This window comes from Mesorhizobium sp. B4-1-1 (assembly GCF_006439375.1).
Taxonomy (GTDB): Bacteria; Pseudomonadota; Alphaproteobacteria; order Rhizobiales; family Rhizobiaceae; genus Mesorhizobium.
Map to the genome: position 1 here is coordinate 44,250 of NZ_VFTH01000010.1, position 15,639 is coordinate 59,888.

The 15,639-nt window shown below is 63.4% G+C and carries 13 protein-coding genes; 11 read left to right on the forward strand and 2 right to left on the reverse strand.

Features of this window, described 5'->3' with window-relative positions:
- Positions 1-308 precede the first annotated feature (308 nt).
- The 6 genes from FJW10_RS15795 (at position 309) to FJW10_RS15820 (ending at position 7,691) form a co-directional block, all read left to right on the forward strand.
- Positions 309-1,607, forward strand: a complete 1,299-nt coding sequence (locus tag FJW10_RS15795) for an efflux RND transporter periplasmic adaptor subunit (protein WP_140900805.1) — start codon at positions 309-311, stop codon at positions 1,605-1,607.
- Positions 1,604-4,759 carry an efflux RND transporter permease subunit gene (locus FJW10_RS15800; RefSeq protein ID WP_140900806.1) on the forward strand — a complete coding sequence of 1,052 codons (3,156 nt, stop codon included), beginning with the start codon at positions 1,604-1,606 and terminating at the stop codon, positions 4,757-4,759. The genes FJW10_RS15795 and FJW10_RS15800 overlap by 4 nt, the downstream gene beginning before the upstream one ends.
- A 60-nt stretch (positions 4,760-4,819) precedes the next feature.
- Entirely contained in the window at positions 4,820-5,425 is a 606-nt protein-coding gene (gene nthA, locus FJW10_RS15805) for a nitrile hydratase subunit alpha (RefSeq protein WP_140900807.1), read from the forward strand.
- Entirely contained in the window at positions 5,422-6,081 is a 660-nt protein-coding gene (gene nthB / locus FJW10_RS15810; protein WP_140900808.1) for a nitrile hydratase subunit beta, read from the forward strand. The genes nthA and nthB overlap by 4 nt, the downstream gene beginning before the upstream one ends.
- Positions 6,068-6,412 carry a nitrile hydratase accessory protein gene (locus FJW10_RS15815; RefSeq protein ID WP_140900809.1) on the forward strand — a complete coding sequence of 115 codons (345 nt, stop codon included), beginning with the start codon at positions 6,068-6,070 and terminating at the stop codon, positions 6,410-6,412. Before nthB ends, FJW10_RS15815 begins: the two co-directional genes overlap by 14 nt.
- A gap of 151 nt (positions 6,413-6,563) precedes the next feature.
- A complete protein-coding gene (locus FJW10_RS15820) occupies positions 6,564-7,691 on the forward strand; it encodes an ATP-dependent RecD-like DNA helicase (protein WP_140829198.1) in 1,128 nt (375 codons plus the stop codon).
- A gap of 12 nt (positions 7,692-7,703) precedes the next feature.
- On the opposite strand, the gene FJW10_RS15825 is transcribed toward FJW10_RS15820, so the two are convergent.
- A complete protein-coding gene (locus FJW10_RS15825) occupies positions 7,704-8,099 on the reverse strand; it encodes an STAS/SEC14 domain-containing protein (RefSeq protein WP_140655184.1) in 396 nt (131 codons plus the stop codon).
- Between the two features lie 109 nt (positions 8,100-8,208).
- Between FJW10_RS15825 and FJW10_RS15830 the strand changes: the two genes are divergently transcribed.
- From FJW10_RS15830 to FJW10_RS15845, 4 genes are all read left to right on the forward strand, one after another.
- Positions 8,209-8,949 (forward strand): pyridoxine 5'-phosphate synthase, encoded by a 741-nt coding sequence (locus FJW10_RS15830; protein ID WP_140900810.1) that lies wholly within the window; start codon positions 8,209-8,211, stop codon positions 8,947-8,949.
- Between the two features lie 86 nt (positions 8,950-9,035).
- The gene (locus FJW10_RS15835) at positions 9,036-10,949 is read left to right on the forward strand and encodes a potassium transporter Kup (RefSeq protein ID WP_140829202.1); all 1,914 of its coding nucleotides are present in this window, start codon (positions 9,036-9,038) and stop codon (positions 10,947-10,949) included.
- Positions 10,950-11,096: 147 nt separating this feature from the next.
- Complete coding sequence (locus tag FJW10_RS15840; protein WP_140829204.1) at positions 11,097-13,013, forward strand: potassium transporter Kup; 1,917 nt, start codon at positions 11,097-11,099, stop codon at positions 13,011-13,013.
- A gap of 73 nt (positions 13,014-13,086) precedes the next feature.
- Complete coding sequence (locus tag FJW10_RS15845; protein ID WP_140900811.1) at positions 13,087-14,121, forward strand: aldehyde reductase; 1,035 nt, start codon at positions 13,087-13,089, stop codon at positions 14,119-14,121.
- A gap of 38 nt (positions 14,122-14,159) precedes the next feature.
- Here FJW10_RS15845 and FJW10_RS15850 read toward each other — a convergent pair whose 3' ends face one another.
- Complete coding sequence (locus tag FJW10_RS15850; RefSeq protein ID WP_140900812.1) at positions 14,160-15,053, reverse strand: SDR family oxidoreductase; 894 nt, start codon at positions 15,051-15,053, stop codon at positions 14,160-14,162.
- 168 nt (positions 15,054-15,221) lie between these two features.
- Here FJW10_RS15850 and FJW10_RS15855 point away from each other — a divergent pair, with 168 nt between their 5' ends.
- Positions 15,222-15,632: a helix-turn-helix domain-containing protein gene (locus FJW10_RS15855; RefSeq protein ID WP_140829210.1), complete on the forward strand. Its 411-nt coding sequence runs from the start codon at positions 15,222-15,224 to the stop codon at positions 15,630-15,632.
- The last annotated feature ends 7 nt before the right edge of the window (positions 15,633-15,639 follow it).

A 15,639-nucleotide genomic window follows, 5' to 3' on the forward strand; every position in this document is an offset into this window, starting at 1 on the left:
ACTCAGGTGATGCCGGTCCACGGCTTCCCGTCTCACCTGTATTGAATACGCTCGCCCCGTTCCCGGAAGGGGCATGTCTGGCCTGATTTTCGGCCTACTTTCGATTGGATGAGGGCACCTGGTCCTGCTCATTTGCCGGCTGCCTAACATTTGTGCACTGCACATTAAATCTTCGTAATCCCGCGTTTTGGCCCTTTTCCGCCAAAGCCTTGTCCTATCTATTCGGCGAAAATCGCGGCGAAGGGCCGTGAATCGAGCTAAGATGGACCACCGGGATCGGCGTGTCGGGTAGAGGGCTTGTTTTGTCGATGCGCGGAAAAATCGCCTTTGCAGTTGTAGCGGTCGCCTGTCTGGTGGGCGCCGGGCTCTATTTTTCGCCCACGACCTTGGCCAGGGTCCAGGAACTCATTTCGGGCAAGCAAGCCGCTGCGGACAAGACGGCAAGCGCTGACAAAACAGGGGGCAGCGACAAGACGGCCAATGCGTCGGACACCGCGAAAGGCGGCGGGGGGCGTTCAGCCTCGATCGTTGCGGCGACCGCGACGACTGCTGATTTCCCGATACGCCGCTATGCCATCGGCTTCGTCTCGTCGCCGGCGGTGGTGAGCATCAATGCCCGTGTTTCCAGCCAGATCGTGTCGATCGCGGTCAGGGACGGGCAGATGGTCAAGGCCGGCGACCTTCTCATTTCGCTCGATGACCGTGCGCTGAAGGCGCAACTCGCCAAGGACCAGGCGACGCTGGTCAAGGACCAGGCGATGCTGGTGAGCGCCCAGGCCGATCTGCAGCGCGCCAAGGACCTCGTCGCCAAGCAGGCCGGCACGCAGCAGACCTACGATCAGGCGCTGGCGGCGCAGAAGGCCGCGGCCGCCACCATCGACGCCGACAAGGCGACCATCGATGCCGACACCGTGCAATTGAGCTACGCGACCATCTCGGCGCCGATCGCGGGCCGGCTCGGGGCCGTCAACGTCTCGGTGGGCGATCTCGTCACCACCAGCAACGGCAACTCGAGCAGCTCGACGCCGCTGGTCACCATCACGCAGATAGACCCGCTGCAGGTGAACTTCACGCTGCCCGAGAGCAACCTTGCCCTGTTGCACAAGGCGCTCGCCGACCCGCAGCAAGGCGACGTGACGCTGACCAAGGATGGCGATCCCACGCCGATCGGCAAGGGCACGCTCGATTTCGTCGATTCCAGCGTCGATACGGCTTCCGGCACCATCGCCACGCGGGCGAGCATACCGAATTCGGATCTTTCGCTGTGGCCCGGCCAGTATGTGAACGTGGTGCTCGAAGCCGGCACGATGCCGCAGATGACCTCGGTTCCGACGGTCGCGGTGCAGCCCAGCCAGAAGGGTCCGTTCGTCTATGTGGTCAAGCCGGACAACACGGTGGAGATGCGGCCGGTGCAGGTGGCGCTGACGGAGGGGCAAAACAGCGCCATCAGCGATGGTCTCAAGAGCGGCGAGAAGGTCGTCATCGAAGGCCAGACACGATTGAAAAACGGCGCGGCGGTGCATGAAGGCAAAGCCGCGACCGGATCCGGTGACCATGCATCGCCCAAGGTCGCGGAGGCCGACAAGGCCGGCGGGGCGAGCCAATGATCTCCGAATTCTGCATCCGCAAGCCCGTCGCCACCCTTTTGATGTCGTTCGCCCTCATTCTGGGCGGTATTTTTGCCTATAAATTCCTGCCGGTGGCGGCTCTGCCCAGCGCCGAATTTCCGGTGGTCAACGTTTCGGCCAGCTTGCCCGGCGCTTCGCCCGAGACGATGGCGACATCGGTGGCGACGCCACTGATCAAGCAGTTCGCCACCATCGCCGGCATCGATTCGATCTCGACGACCAATTCGCTCGGCCAGACCTCGATCGCCATCCAGTTCGCGCTCAACCGCAACATCGACGCCGCCGCGGCGGACGTGCAGGCCGCCATCGCGCGCACGCAGAAATCGCTGCCGCCGCAGATGACGTCGCCGCCGAGCTACCGCAAGGTCAATCCGGCCGACGCGCCGATCCTTCTGATGTCGCTGGTCAGCGACACGGTCCCGCTTACCGATCTCGACGCCTTTGCCGAAAACGTCATCTCGCCGTCGCTGTCGACCATCGACGGCGTGGCGCAGGTCTCGATCTATGGTCAGCAGAAATATGCCGTGCGCATCCAGATCGATCCGACCGCGCTTGCAGCACGCGGCATCTCCATCGATCAGTTGCAGGCTGCGATCGCTTCGGCCAACAGCAACACGCCGCTCGGCGTTCTGCAGAACAGCAAGCAGCAGCTTACGATCACGGCCAACACCCAGCTCGACAACGCCGCCGGTTTCTCCAACCTGATCATCGCCACCAAGAATGGTCACCCTGTGCGATTGGGCGATGTGACCCGCGTCGTCGATTCGGTCGAAACCACGACGACGGCAAGCTGGTATGATGGCACGCGCGCCATCATCCTTGCGGTCCAGCGCCAGCCCGACGCCAACACCGTCGAGGTGGTCGACAAGGTCAAGGCGATGCTGCCGTCCTTCCAGGAGCAGATGCCGGCCGCGGCTCAGATCAAGCTGCTCAACGACCGTTCGACCTCGATCCGGCAAGCCGTCGACGACGTCCAGTTCACGCTGCTTTTGACCATCGCGCTGGTGGTGTTGGTGATCTTCGTCTTCCTGCGCCGGGTGACGGCGACCATCATCCCGGCCGTGGCGGTGCCGATCTCGCTGATCGCCACGCTCGGCGCCATGTTCCTGTTCGGATTCTCGATCGACAACATCTCGCTGATGGGCCTGACATTGGCGGTGGGTCTTGTGGTCGACGATGCCATCGTCATGCTGGAAAACATTTTCCGACACATGGAAGAAGACGGGCTGTCGGCCTTCGACGCGTCACTGAAAGGCGCGCGCGAAATCGGCTTCACCATCATCTCGATCTCGATCTCGCTGGTGGCGGTGTTCATTCCGGTGCTTCTGATGGGCGGCGTCATCGGCCGCATCTTCAACGAATTCGCCGTCGTGGTGACCGTCGCCATCCTGGCCTCGATGTTCGTGTCACTGACGCTGACGCCGATGTTGTGCTCGCGGCTGCTGTCGGTGACAAAGGCGGATCGCGAGAAGCACGTTCCCGGCCACAAGCACGACCTCATCACGCGCAGCTATGACCGGCTACTGGGATTCTGCCTTCGGCATACCTTCCTGGTGTTCCTCGTCTTCGTCGTCACGGCTGCCGCGTCGGTCTGGCTGATCGAGGTTTCGCCGAAAGGCTTCTTCCCGCAGGAGGACATTAGCCAGATCTCGGTTTCCACACTTGCGCGCCAGGACATTTCTTTCGATGCCATGGTCAAGCTGCAAGGGCAGGTTGCCGACGTTTTTGCGCATTCGCCCTATGTGACGCATGTCGCCTGGTCGGTGGGCGGTGGCCAAAGCGCGCTCAATCAAGGCCGGCTCTATGTGCAGTTGAAGGACAAGAGCCAGCGCCCCGACATCGAGAAGGTCCAGGCCGATCTGAGGCGACAGCTTTCGAACGTGGCTGGCATCGAGGCCTATATGCAGCCGGTGCAGAATCTCAGGCTGGGCTCGCGGTCGTCGGCCAGCGCCTACCAGCTCGTGGTACAGAGCCTCGATACCGGTCAGGCCGATATCTGGGCGCAGAAGCTCGATGACGCGATGGTGGCCGACCACGCGCACTTTACGGATGTCACCAGCGACCTACAGAACAATGCGCTGCAGGCTTCTTTGGTGATCGACCGTGACAAGGCCGCCCAGCTCGGCATCGACACCGACACGCTGCGTACGGCTCTCTACGGCGGGTTCGGCACCGATCAGGTGTCGACGATCTTCGGTTCGGCAGATAGCTATGAGGTCGTCACCGAGCTTGATCCCAAGATCAACTGGTCGCCGGAGCGAATGCTGGCCATCCAGATGCGGACGTCCAGCGGCAGCCTGGTGCCGCTCGGCGCCTTCGCGCATGTCGACCGCACGGCCGGCGCGCTGACGGTCAACCAGCTCGGCCAGCTTCCGGCGGTGACGATCTCCTACAATCTGCCGCAGGGGGTGTCGCTGGGCGACACGGTGACCCGCATCGATCAGCTCAAGGAGCAGATCGGCATGCCGAAGGAGATCTCGACCACCTTCGCCGGCACGGCCAAGACGTTCCAGGATTCGCTCGCCAACCAGGGTCTGCTGATCGGCGGCGCGATCCTGACGATCTACATCGTTCTCGGCATGCTCTATGAGAGCTTCATCCACCCTCTGACCATCCTCACCGGTCTGCCGTCGGCGGTGCTGGGCGCGTTGATTGCACTGCGCTTCGCCGGCATGGACCTGTCGGTGATCGCGGTGATCGGCATCCTGATGCTGATCGGCATCGTCAAGAAGAACGGCATCATGATGGTCGACGTGGCGCTGGAGCTCAGGCGTCAAGGCATGTCGGCGAAGGAGTCCATCCACAAGGCCTGCCTGATGCGTTTCCGGCCGATCATGATGACGACGCTTGCCGCGTTGATGGGCACGTTTCCGATCGCGCTCGGCACCGGCGCCAGCGCCGAGTTGCGCCAGCCGCTCGGCGTCGCGGTGGTCGGCGGTCTGCTCGCCTCGCAGGCACTGACGCTGTTCGTCACGCCGGTGATCTACGTCTATTTCGAGAATTTCTCGGGCTGGCTGCTCGGCTTCTTCTCGAAGAAGAGCAGCCCGGAGCTGCATGTGCTGGAAAGCGGCGAGCAGCGCTCGCTGTTCGATACCAACGACGATATCCCGCAAAAGACCGCCGCCGAGTAGGCGGCTCTGGCCCAAGCCGCCATGCTTGCGGCGCGGTGTGGGCAATCGTAACCTCGTGACATGGCCCACGATCATGACCACGACAACGAGCTCGATCCGTTCGCGGCGCGCGTGCGCGCGCTGGAGACGATCCTGACGCAAAAAGGCCTGATCGATCCCGCGGCCATCGACGTCATCGTCGACACCTATGAGACCAAGGTCGGTCCGCGCAACGGCGCGCGGGTGGTGGCAAAGGCCTGGAGCGATCCGGCTTACGCCGATTGGCTGAAGCGCGACGCGACCGCGGCGATCGAATCGCTCTCCTATACCGGCCGCCAGGGCGAGCACATGCAGGCCGTGTTCAACACCGAGGAGACGCACAACCTCGTCGTCTGCACGCTCTGCTCCTGCTATCCGTGGTCGGTGCTCGGCCTGCCTCCGGTCTGGTACAAGGCGCCGCCCTACCGTTCGCGGGCGGTGATCGATCCGCGCGGCGTGCTTGAGGAGTTCGGATTGACGCTGCCGGCGCAGAAGAAGATCCGTGTCTGGGATTCGACGGCCGAGCTTCGCTACCTCGTGGTGCCGATGCGGCCCAAGGGAACGGAAGGCTGGAGCGAGGAACAGCTCGGCGGGCTGGTAAGCCGCGATGCGATGATCGGCACGGCGGTCGCGAAGGAACCCGCATGAACGGGCCGCAGGATCTCGGCGGGCAGATGGGTTTCGGGCCGGTCGCGCCCGAGACGGACGAGCCTTATTTCCACGCCGCATGGGAAAGGCGGGCGCTCGGCGTCACGCTCACCGCAGGCGGCATGGGCGCCTGGAACATCGACGAGAGCCGGCATGCGCGGGAATCGCTGCATCCCGCCGATTATTATTCGTCGAGCTACTACCAGATCTGGATCAAGGCGCTGGAGGCGCTGCTGAAGCGCCATGGCTTCGTCACCGAGCGTGACCTTGCCGCCGGCAAGGCGGTCGATGCCGCCGCGACGCCAAAACGGGTGCTGAAAGCTGCGGATGTGCCGACTGTGCTTGCCAAGGGCGGCCCGTGCGACCGGCCGGTCGCCACGCCGGCGCGTTTTCGCGCGGGCGATCGGGTGCGCACCAAGAATTTCAACCCGACCGGCCATACGCGCCTGCCGCGCTATGCGCGCGGCAAGAACGGGACGATCGAGGCCGTTCGCGACGGCTTCGTCTTTCCCGACAGCAATGCGCATGGCAAGGGCGAGAACCCGCAATGGGTCTACACAGTGATGTTCGACGGGGCGGAGATCTGGGGCGAGGGCGCCGATCCCACGCTCAGCGTCTCGATCGATGCCTGGGAGAGCTATCTTGAGCCGGCATGACAGTAAGTTGCCGGCTGGTTTTGAAGAGCCGGCTTTCGCCGAGCCATGGCAGGCCGAAGCCTTCGCCCTGACGGTTGCGCTGCACGGCAAGGGCCTGTTTTCGTGGAGCGAGTGGGCGGAGGCCTTGTCGGCAGAGGTCAAGCAGCCGGGCGCCGCGAGCGACGGGCACGATTATTATGAGCACTGGCTGGCGGCGCTGGAAAAGCTTTTGTCGCGAAAGGGGATCGCTGGCAAAGGCGAGGTGGACGAGTTGGCGGCCGCCTGGGAACGCGCCGCGCACGCCACGCCGCATGGCAAGCCGATCATGTTGGAGAATGACCCGGATCTGTAAGGTAAGCCAAATTCAAAAAGGCTTGTTCCCTTTACGTTCTCGTTTGCGCCTGCTAGCGTGGCGGGGTTGTGGCAAATGAGGTCATCACCGGCGATACGAGTGATGGAGCGGCTGTCTTGTCTTTCCCTTGCGAATCCGGTCTCTCGCGCTGATGGAATTCTCTCCGCAACAGGATGAGGCTTTGAAAGCGGTCGGGCGCTGGCTCAAAGAGGGCCGGCCGCAGGTCTTCCGCCTGTTCGGCTATGCCGGCACCGGCAAGACGACGCTGGCGCGCTATTTCGCCGAGCATGTCGATGGGCAGGTGCAGTTCGCCGCCTTCACCGGCAAGGCGGCGCAGGTGCTGCGCTCCAAGGGGGCGACCAATGCCCGTACCATCCATTCGCTGATCTATAGGCCGAAGGGCGAGGAATCGGTCGAGGACGAGGTGACCGGCAAGACCTCGATGTCGCCGACATTCTCGCTCAACCGGCAAAGTCCGATCGCGCGTGCCAAGCTCGTCGTCATCGACGAATGCTCGATGGTCGACGAACAGCTCGGCCGCGACCTGCAGAGCTTTGGCACACCGATCCTCGTGCTTGGCGATCCGGCCCAGCTGCCGCCGATCTCGGGCGGCGGCTTCTTCACCGAACACGAGCCGGACGTGTTGCTGACGGAGATCCACCGCCAGGCGCGCGACAATCCCATCATCCGGCTGGCGCTCGACGTGCGCGAGGGCCGGGAATTCATGCATGGCGACTACGGCACGGCGCAGGTGATCGGCAGGGAAGGCGTCAACCAGGAGCTGGTGCTCAAGGCCGACCAGGTGCTGGTCGGGACCAACCGAACGCGTCGGCGCTACAATCAAAGGCTGCGCGAGTTGAAGGGATTCAACGCGGACTTCCCGCAGGCCGGCGACAAGCTGGTCTGCCTGCGCAACGATCCGGCCAAGGGGCTGCTCAACGGGTCGTTGTGGAAGGTGATGACCTCGTCGCGCGAGACGGTGAAGCCTGGCATCAACCTTCTGGTTTCGCCGGAGGAAGACGACCCCGATCGCGGCGTCGCCAAGATCAAGCTGCTCAAGGCGGCGTTCGAGGACCCGGATGCCGAGATTCCCTGGCAGCAGAAGAAGCGCTTCGACGATTTCGACTATGGCTATGCGCTGACCGTGCACAAGGCGCAGGGCTCGCAGTGGAACGACGTCGTGCTGTTCGACGAGAGCTGGGCCTTCAAGGAGACCCGGCAGCGCTGGCTCTATACCGCCATCACCCGCGCCGCCGAGCGGCTGACGGTGGTGCGCTGACGCCTGTAAATGTCATGTCGGCCGCGCGCCAAGCCATTGCCAGGCGGCTTCCTCATCGTCGACATCGAAGCGCCTGAATTCGAAGGGCAGCGCCTTGGGGAAAATGCCCGTGACGAGAGAAGCCCAGCTCGGCTCGCCGATGGCCGCGCAGCGCACGACATGTTGCATCGCGTCGGCGACGCCCTGGCGAAGCGTGTCCTGCGAGATATTGGCCCAGTCCACGCTTTCCTCGTCGGTCAGCCTGACCAGCACGTCGATCCTCGGATGCAGCGCGTAGGCGGCCTCCAGCAGGCCGAACAGATTTTCCGCATCGGCCGGCGAGACATCGCCGACGACGTCGATGGCGAAAAGCGCGTCGCGGTTGGTTTCGATGCGGCGGATCGCCGGCACAGCTTCGAGGAAATTCAATGGCAAATCCTTATGTTAGCCTCCATCTATCCCCTGGAACACCCGAAACCCTCTATCTGTTCCCCTTAAAGGCGTTATAGATGCCCGCCGATCCACTGGACCCCAGTTCATGCCCGCCAAGCTTTCGGTCAATCTCAACGCCGTCGCCATGCTGCGCAACCGCCGCGACCTGCCATGGCCGAGCGTGACCGGACTTGGCCGCATCGCACTTGCCGCCGGCGCGCATGGGCTGACGGTGCACCCGAGGCCCGATGAGCGGCACACCAGGCATTCCGACCTGCCTGAGATCAGGGCGCTGATCGACGACGAATTTCCGGCCGCGGAGTTCAACATCGAGGGCTATCCGACCGAGGATTTCCTGGCGCTTGTCGAAAAGAACCAGCCCGAACAGGTGACGCTTGTGCCGGACGACCCGGCGCAGGCAACCTCGGACCATGGCTGGAACTTCGCCGCCCAGGCGGCGTTCCTGACACCGATCGTCAAGCGGCTGAAGAAGGGAGGGTTCCGCGTGTCGCTGTTTTCCGACGCCGATCCTGACGGGGTGAACGCGGCACGCGATACCGGCGCCGACCGCATCGAGCTCTATACCGGCCCCTATGGCGGCTTTCATTCCGATTCCGAAAAGGCGGCCAAGGAGCTGGAAAGACTTGGAAAAACCGCTGACGCCGCCTTCGCGGCCGGGCTTGGCGTCAATGCCGGCCACGATCTGACCGTGAAGAACCTGCCGGCATTGGCCAAGCGTATCCCGGCATTGGCCGAAGTATCGATCGGACATGGGTTGACAGCCGATGCGCTGGAGTATGGCATGGCCGGAACGGTCGGGCGGTTCTTGAGGGCCTGCGGATGGTAGGACGCCTTGCGTAGTTTCGGCAGTTTTCCCGTGTCCCGCGCGTTGCGGCGACCTCGGAGCGTGACGAATCCGGTGAAATGGGGCTCATGGTGCTAGCCAACGCCAGCGAGACGGAATCCCTCGAACGCTCGGGCCACGCCGAAACCGAGCGGCAGCACAGCACCAAGGTTCTCATGCTTGGCGCGCTCGGCGTCGTCTATGGCGACATCGGCACTAGCCCGATCTACGCGTTCCGCGAGGCGCTGCATGCTTCGTCCAACTCGGTTGCCCGCCATGACGTGCTGGGCGTGCTTTCGTTGATCGTCTGGGCGCTCACCATCATCGTCACGATCAAATATGTCGCCTTCGTGCTCAGGGCCGACAACAAGGGCGAGGGCGGCACCCTGTCGCTGATGTCGCTGGCGCGCAGCGCCTACCCGCCGGGTTCCAAGCTCATCCTAGTGATCGGCCTTTGCGGCGCGGCGCTGTTCTTCGGCGATTCGATCATCACGCCGGCGATCTCCGTGCTTTCGGCGGTCGAGGGCCTGGAAGTGGTCACGCCGGCGCTCGACGCGTATGTGGTTCCGATCACGCTGGTCATCCTGGCCGTGCTTTTCTCCGTGCAACGCTTCGGTACGGGCAAAGTGGCGGCGGTGTTCGGACCTGTGACGGCGACATGGTTCGTAGCGATCGGCGCGGCGGGCCTCTACCACATCGTCGACGATCCATCGGTTTTCCTGGCGATCAATCCGTACTACGCGCTCTATTACCTCGCCACCACGCCGACGGGCGCTTTCGTCACCGTCGGTGCGGTCTTCCTGGCGGTTACCGGCGCTGAGGCTCTCTATGTCGACCTCGGCCATTTCGGCCGCAAACCGATCGTGATGGCCTGGTTCGCGATCGTTTTCCCGTGCCTTTTGCTCAACTATTTCGGCCAGGGGGCGTTCGTGCTGTCGCATGGCGGCAAGCCCACCAACCCGTTCTTCCAGATGCTGCCCGAGTGGGCGCTGATGCCGATGGTCGGCCTGGCGACGGCGGCCACCGTCATCGCCAGCCAGGCTGTCATTTCCGGCGCCTTCTCGCTGACAAGGCAGGCCGTGCAGCTCAACCTTCTGCCTCGCATCGAGGTGCAGCACACATCCGAGATGCAGAGCGGCCAGATCTACATGCCGAGGGTCAATCTCATGGTGGCGCTCGGCGTGATGCTTCTGGTCGTCGGTTTCGGCAGCTCGAGCGCGCTTGCCTCCGCTTACGGTATTTCCGTCACCGGCGAGATGCTGATGACGACGATCCTTTTGTTCGTGGTGATGCGCTGGCTGTGGAAATGGCAGGTTGCCGCCGCTTTGGCGCTGGCAATGCTGTTTGGCGTCATCGATCTCGGCTTCTTCTCGGCCAATGTCGTCAAGATCGTCGAAGGCGGCTGGGTGTCGATCACCGTCGCCTGCCTCATGGGCCTGATCATGTGGACCTGGATCCGCGGAACCCGCTACCTTTTCGACAAGACGCGCCGCAACGAGATACCGCTCGACTTCCTGGCGGCAAATCTCCTGAAGAAAAAGCCGCAGCTGGTCTCAGGCACCGCCGTGTTCCTGACCAGCGATCCGCTGAGCGCTCCGACGGCGCTGATGCACAGCCTGAAGCACTACAAGGTGCTGCACGAAAAGAACGTCATCCTCTCGGTGGTGACGGCGCCGCAACCGGTGGTGCCCGACAGCGAGCGCGTCAAGATGGAGACGGTCAACGAGCTGTTCATGCGGGTGACGCTGACCTTCGGCTACATGGAACAGCCCAACATTCCGCGCGCCCTGGCCATTTGCCGCAAGCAGGGCTGGAAGTTCGACATCATGACGACGTCGTTCTTCCTGTCGCGGCGCTCGCTGAAGGCTTCGCCCAATTCCGGCATGCCGGTCTGGCAGGACCGGCTGTTCATCAGCCTGGCGCGCTCGGCCGCGGATGCGACCGAGTATTTCCAGATCCCGACGGGGCGTGTCGTGGAGATCGGCACGCAGGTAGCGATCTGATAGCCTCGATCTACGCCGGATGAAGAAGCCTGCGCGTACCGTATATTGAAAGCCCTGCGTCGGCGGCAGGGGAGCCCTTACGTGGGGGCACTTGATATTGCACCGCAGCAAGCGTAGAGCACCGCGCGTTTTATCGGAGTGTCGTCCATGGCCCTTGCCAATGGTGCTGAGGCAGAACCCGTCGACCAATCGAGCCATCCCGAAATAGAGCAGCACAGCACCAAGGTGCTGATGCTGGGCGCGCTCGGCGTGGTCTATGGCGACATCGGCACCAGCCCGATCTACGCGTTTCGCGAGGCGCTGGTGGCATCGTCGCACGGCGAGGTCGCCGACCGCGGCGACATTCTGGGCGTGCTGTCCTTGATCATCTGGTCGCTGACGATCATCGTCACGATCAAGTACATCTTGTTCGTCCTGCGCGCCGATAATCGCGGCGAGGGCGGTGTCCTGTCGCTGATGGCGCTGGCGCGCAGCAGTTTTTCGACCCGCTCGGCAATCATACTCGGGGTGGGCATTGCCGGCGCATCGCTGTTCTTCGGCGACGCCGTCATCACGCCGGCCATCTCCGTCCTGTCCGCGGTCGAAGGCATGAATGTCGTCACTCCGGCCTTCCAACCCTATGTCGTTCCGCTGACTCTGCTTATCCTCGCGATCCTCTTTGCCGTGCAACGGTTCGGCACGGGCGGCGTCGCGTTGATCTTCGGTCCGATCACGGCCGTCTGGTTCCTGGCCATCGGCCTTTCCGGGCTGAACCACATCATCGCCGATCCGGAGATCCTGTGGGCGATCAGCCCGCACTATATCGTCGCCTTCTTGATCCATTCGCCCGACGTCGCCTTCGTCACCATCGGCGCCATCTTCCTCGCCGTCACCGGGGCCGAGGCTCTTTATGCCGACCTCGGCCATTTCGGACGCAAGCCGATCGTGCTGGCATGGTTGGCGATCGTGTTTCCCTGCCTGCTTTTGAACTATGCCGGGCAGGGTGCCTATGTGCTTGCCAAGGGCGGCACGGTCGGCCATCCGTTCTTCGAAATGAATGAGGGCTGGGCGCTCATCCCCATGGTGGTGCTGGCGACGGCGGCGACGGTCATCGCCAGCCAGGCGGTCATTTCCGGTGCCTATTCGCTGACCAGGCAAGCGGTGCAGCTCAATATGCTGCCGCGGCTCGAGATCCTGCATACGTCCGAAAGGCAGTCCGGTCAGGTCTACATGCCGCGCGTCAACATGCTGCTGGCGCTGGTGGTGATGCTGCTGGTGGTCGGCTTCGGCGAATCCAGCAAGCTCGCTTCGGCCTACGGCATCTCGGTCACCGGCAACATGCTGGTGACGACCGTGCTGCTTTTCGTCGTCATGACCCGCATCTGGAAGTGGCCGCTGTGGCGCGCGGCGGCGCTGACCGCGCTGTTCGCCTTCATCGATATCGGCTTCTTCGCCTCCAACATCGTCAAGGTGTTCGAAGGTGGCTGGGCCTCGCTCGCGGTCGCCTTCGCCATCATCCTTGGCATGTGGACCTGGGTGCGCGGCAGCCGCTATCTGTTCGAGAAGACCCGCCGCAACGAGATCCCGCTCGATTTCCTGGCGGGGAACCTTCTGAAGAAGAAACCGCAACTGGTATCCGGCACCGCGGTGTTCCTGACCAGCGATCCGCTGAGCGCGCCGACCGCGCTGATGCACAGCCTCAAGCACTACAAGGTGCTGCATGAAAAGAACGTCATCCTGTCGGTGGTGACGGCGCCGCAACCGGTGGTGCCCGACAGCGAGCGCGTGAAGCTGGAGACGGTCAACGAGCTGTTCATGCGCGTGACCTTGACCTTCGGTTACATGGAGCAGCCGAACATCCCGCGTGCTCTGGCGATTTGCCGCAAGCAGGGCTGGAAGTTCGACATCATGACGACATCGTTCTTCCTGTCGCGGCGCTCGCTGAAGGCGTCGCCCAATTCCGGCATGCCGATCTGGCAGGACCGGCTGTTCATCGGCCTGGCGAAAACGGCGGCGGACGCGACCGAGTATTTCCAGATACCCACCGGGCGCGTGGTGGAGATTGGCACGCAGGTCGCGATCTGACAGACTGCGCCGCATAGGCTGACGTCCCGCAATTGCGGATGGAAGACGCAGTTGCTTTCGAAAGAGGCGGGGCATGGGCGACGGGTTGGTGCTTGTGACCGGCGGGTCCGGCTTCCTTGGCGCTCATTGCATCCTATCGCTTTTGAACGCGGGCTACCGCGTGCGCACGACGGTGCGCTCGGCCAAGCGCGAAGCCGATGTTCTTGCCATGCTGAAGGTCGGCGGCGTCGAACCGGGCGATGCGCTCTCCTTCGCTTATGCCGATCTCATGAGCGACAAGGGCTGGCCCGAAGCGGTTGCCGGATGCCGATATGTCCTGCACGTCGCTTCGCCTTTTCCGCCCGGCGTACCGAAGCACGAGGACGACCTGATCGTTCCGGCCAGGGAAGGGGCGTTGCGCGTGCTGCGCGCCGCGCGCGATGCCGGCGTCGAACGGGTCGTGCTCACCTCGTCCTTTGCCGCCATCGGCTATGGCCAGGTTGCCGGCCATCCGTTCACGGAAGAGAACTGGACCGATCTGTCGCAGAAGGTGAGCGCCTATGTGAAATCGAAGACGCTTGCCGAGCGTGCGGCCTGGGATTTCATCGATCGCGAAGGCGGGTCACTGGAGTTGGCGGTCGTCAATCCGGTCGGCATCTTCGGGCCGGTCCTGGGGCCGGATCATTCGACCTCGACGGACTTCATCAGGCGTTTGATGGATGGCGAGATGCCCGGCCTGCCGCGCATGGCGTTCGGCGTGGTCGACGTGCGCGATGTCGCCGACCTGCATCTGCGCGCCATGACCAATCCCGCCGCCAGGGGCGAACGGTTCCTGGCAATCAGCGGCGACTTCATGACGATGCTCGAGATCGCGCAGACGCTGAAGGCGAGGCTTGGCAACGCAGGATCGCGCATTACGACCAGAGTGCTGCCGGACTGGCTGGTCCGGATCGTCGGCCTGTTCGACGGGCAAGCGGCCCAGATCGTGACGGAACTGGACAAGCCGAGAAACGCCACGAGCGCCAAGGCCGTGCGCATGCTCGGCTGGGCGCCGCGATCGCGCGAGGACGCGCTTGTGGCGACGGGCGAGAGCCTGGTCCGGCTCGGATTGCTCAAGAAAACGAATTGAGGCGCGCCTGGGGCGGCTTCCCCCAGGCGCGCAAGACTTCAGCCGAGCAGGGCAGCCTTGTTCGTCTCGAGAAACTGCTTCAGCGTCCGCGGCTTGCGGCCAGAGAGTTTTTCGACGGCATCGGTCACCTCTGCAATGCGGCCGGCGCGGGTGTTGGCGTCGAAGGAGACGATGATGCGGGCGAAATCTTCGGGAACGCCGGCCGCTTTCACCCCTTCGGTCAGCGCCTCGTCCGGCAGTTGGATGACTTCCAGCGGCTTGCCGGTGACTTCGCTCACCAGAGCGGCGATCTCGCCCACCGTATGGGCCTGCGGACCGGTCAGCGTGTAGATCCTGCTCTCTTTCGTGCCGGAAGCGAGGCCGGCGGCAATGGCGGCCGCCATGTCGTCGCGCGCGCCGTGAGCGATGCGGCCGTCGGCGGCCGACGTGTACCACTTGCCCGACGAAATGGCGTGCGGCAGCGCCATGAACAGGTTCTCTTGGTACCAGCCGTTGCGGAAGATAGTGTAGGGGATGCCGCTTGCCTTGATCGCCTGCTCGGTGCCGTAGTGATCGCCGGCGAACAGCACGGGCGAGCCGGGCTCCGGATTGGGCATGGAGGTGTAGAGCAAATGCGAAACGCCTGCCGCCTTGGCCGCCGCCACCGCGGTCTCATGCTGCCTCAGGCGCCGGCCGGTTTTGAGGTCAAGGTCGCCGGTCGAGATGATCAGCACCCGGTCGGCGCCGCTGAATGCCTTCTCGAGCGAGGCCTTGTCGTTGAAATCGGCGGCCCTGACGGTAACGCCGCGCGCCGCTTGATCCGCGAGGTTTTCGGGATTGCGCGTGGTGGCGATGATGCTTTCCGGCGCAATTTTCTGCGCTTCCAGCAAGTGATCGATGACGGCGCGGCCAAGCTGGCCGGAGGCACCGGTGACGAGGAGTGTTTCGGTCATGGGAGGTTCCTGAATTGCGCCGATTGGCGGGTGCTGCGGTTAGTCTCAAAAAGAGACCAGCACTAAAATAGGAATTGACCTCAAGCCGTAAAGAAGGCAGTTTTTCGGGAGGTAGGCACGGCGAGGGAACCACTCAGGCCAGCCGAACTTCGACCAGCGGATGTCGCCATGGACAGCAAGATCTTCAATCTGAAAGCCAAGCTCGAGATTTACAAGGCCATGACGGATGGCGCCAATTTCGCCGACTGTCCGGTTCGCGACGTGATCCAGGGCATCAGCGGCAAATGGAGTTCGCTGTTGGTCATGGCGCTGGCCGAGAAGCCCTATCGGTTCGGCGAATTGCGACGGCTGGTTCCCGACATCTCACAGCGCATGCTGACGCAGACGCTGCACGACCTGCAGCGCGATGGCTATGTGCATCGCGAAGTGTTTCCGACCAAGCCGCCGAGCGTGGAATACAGCTTGACCGATCTTGGGCGCTCGATGTTCGCACCCCTGCAGATGCTGATCCAGTGGGCTGAGCTCAACCATGACGCCGTGCGCGAGGCACGCGCCGCCTTCGACGCAGCCCAACCCTGACGAGCGT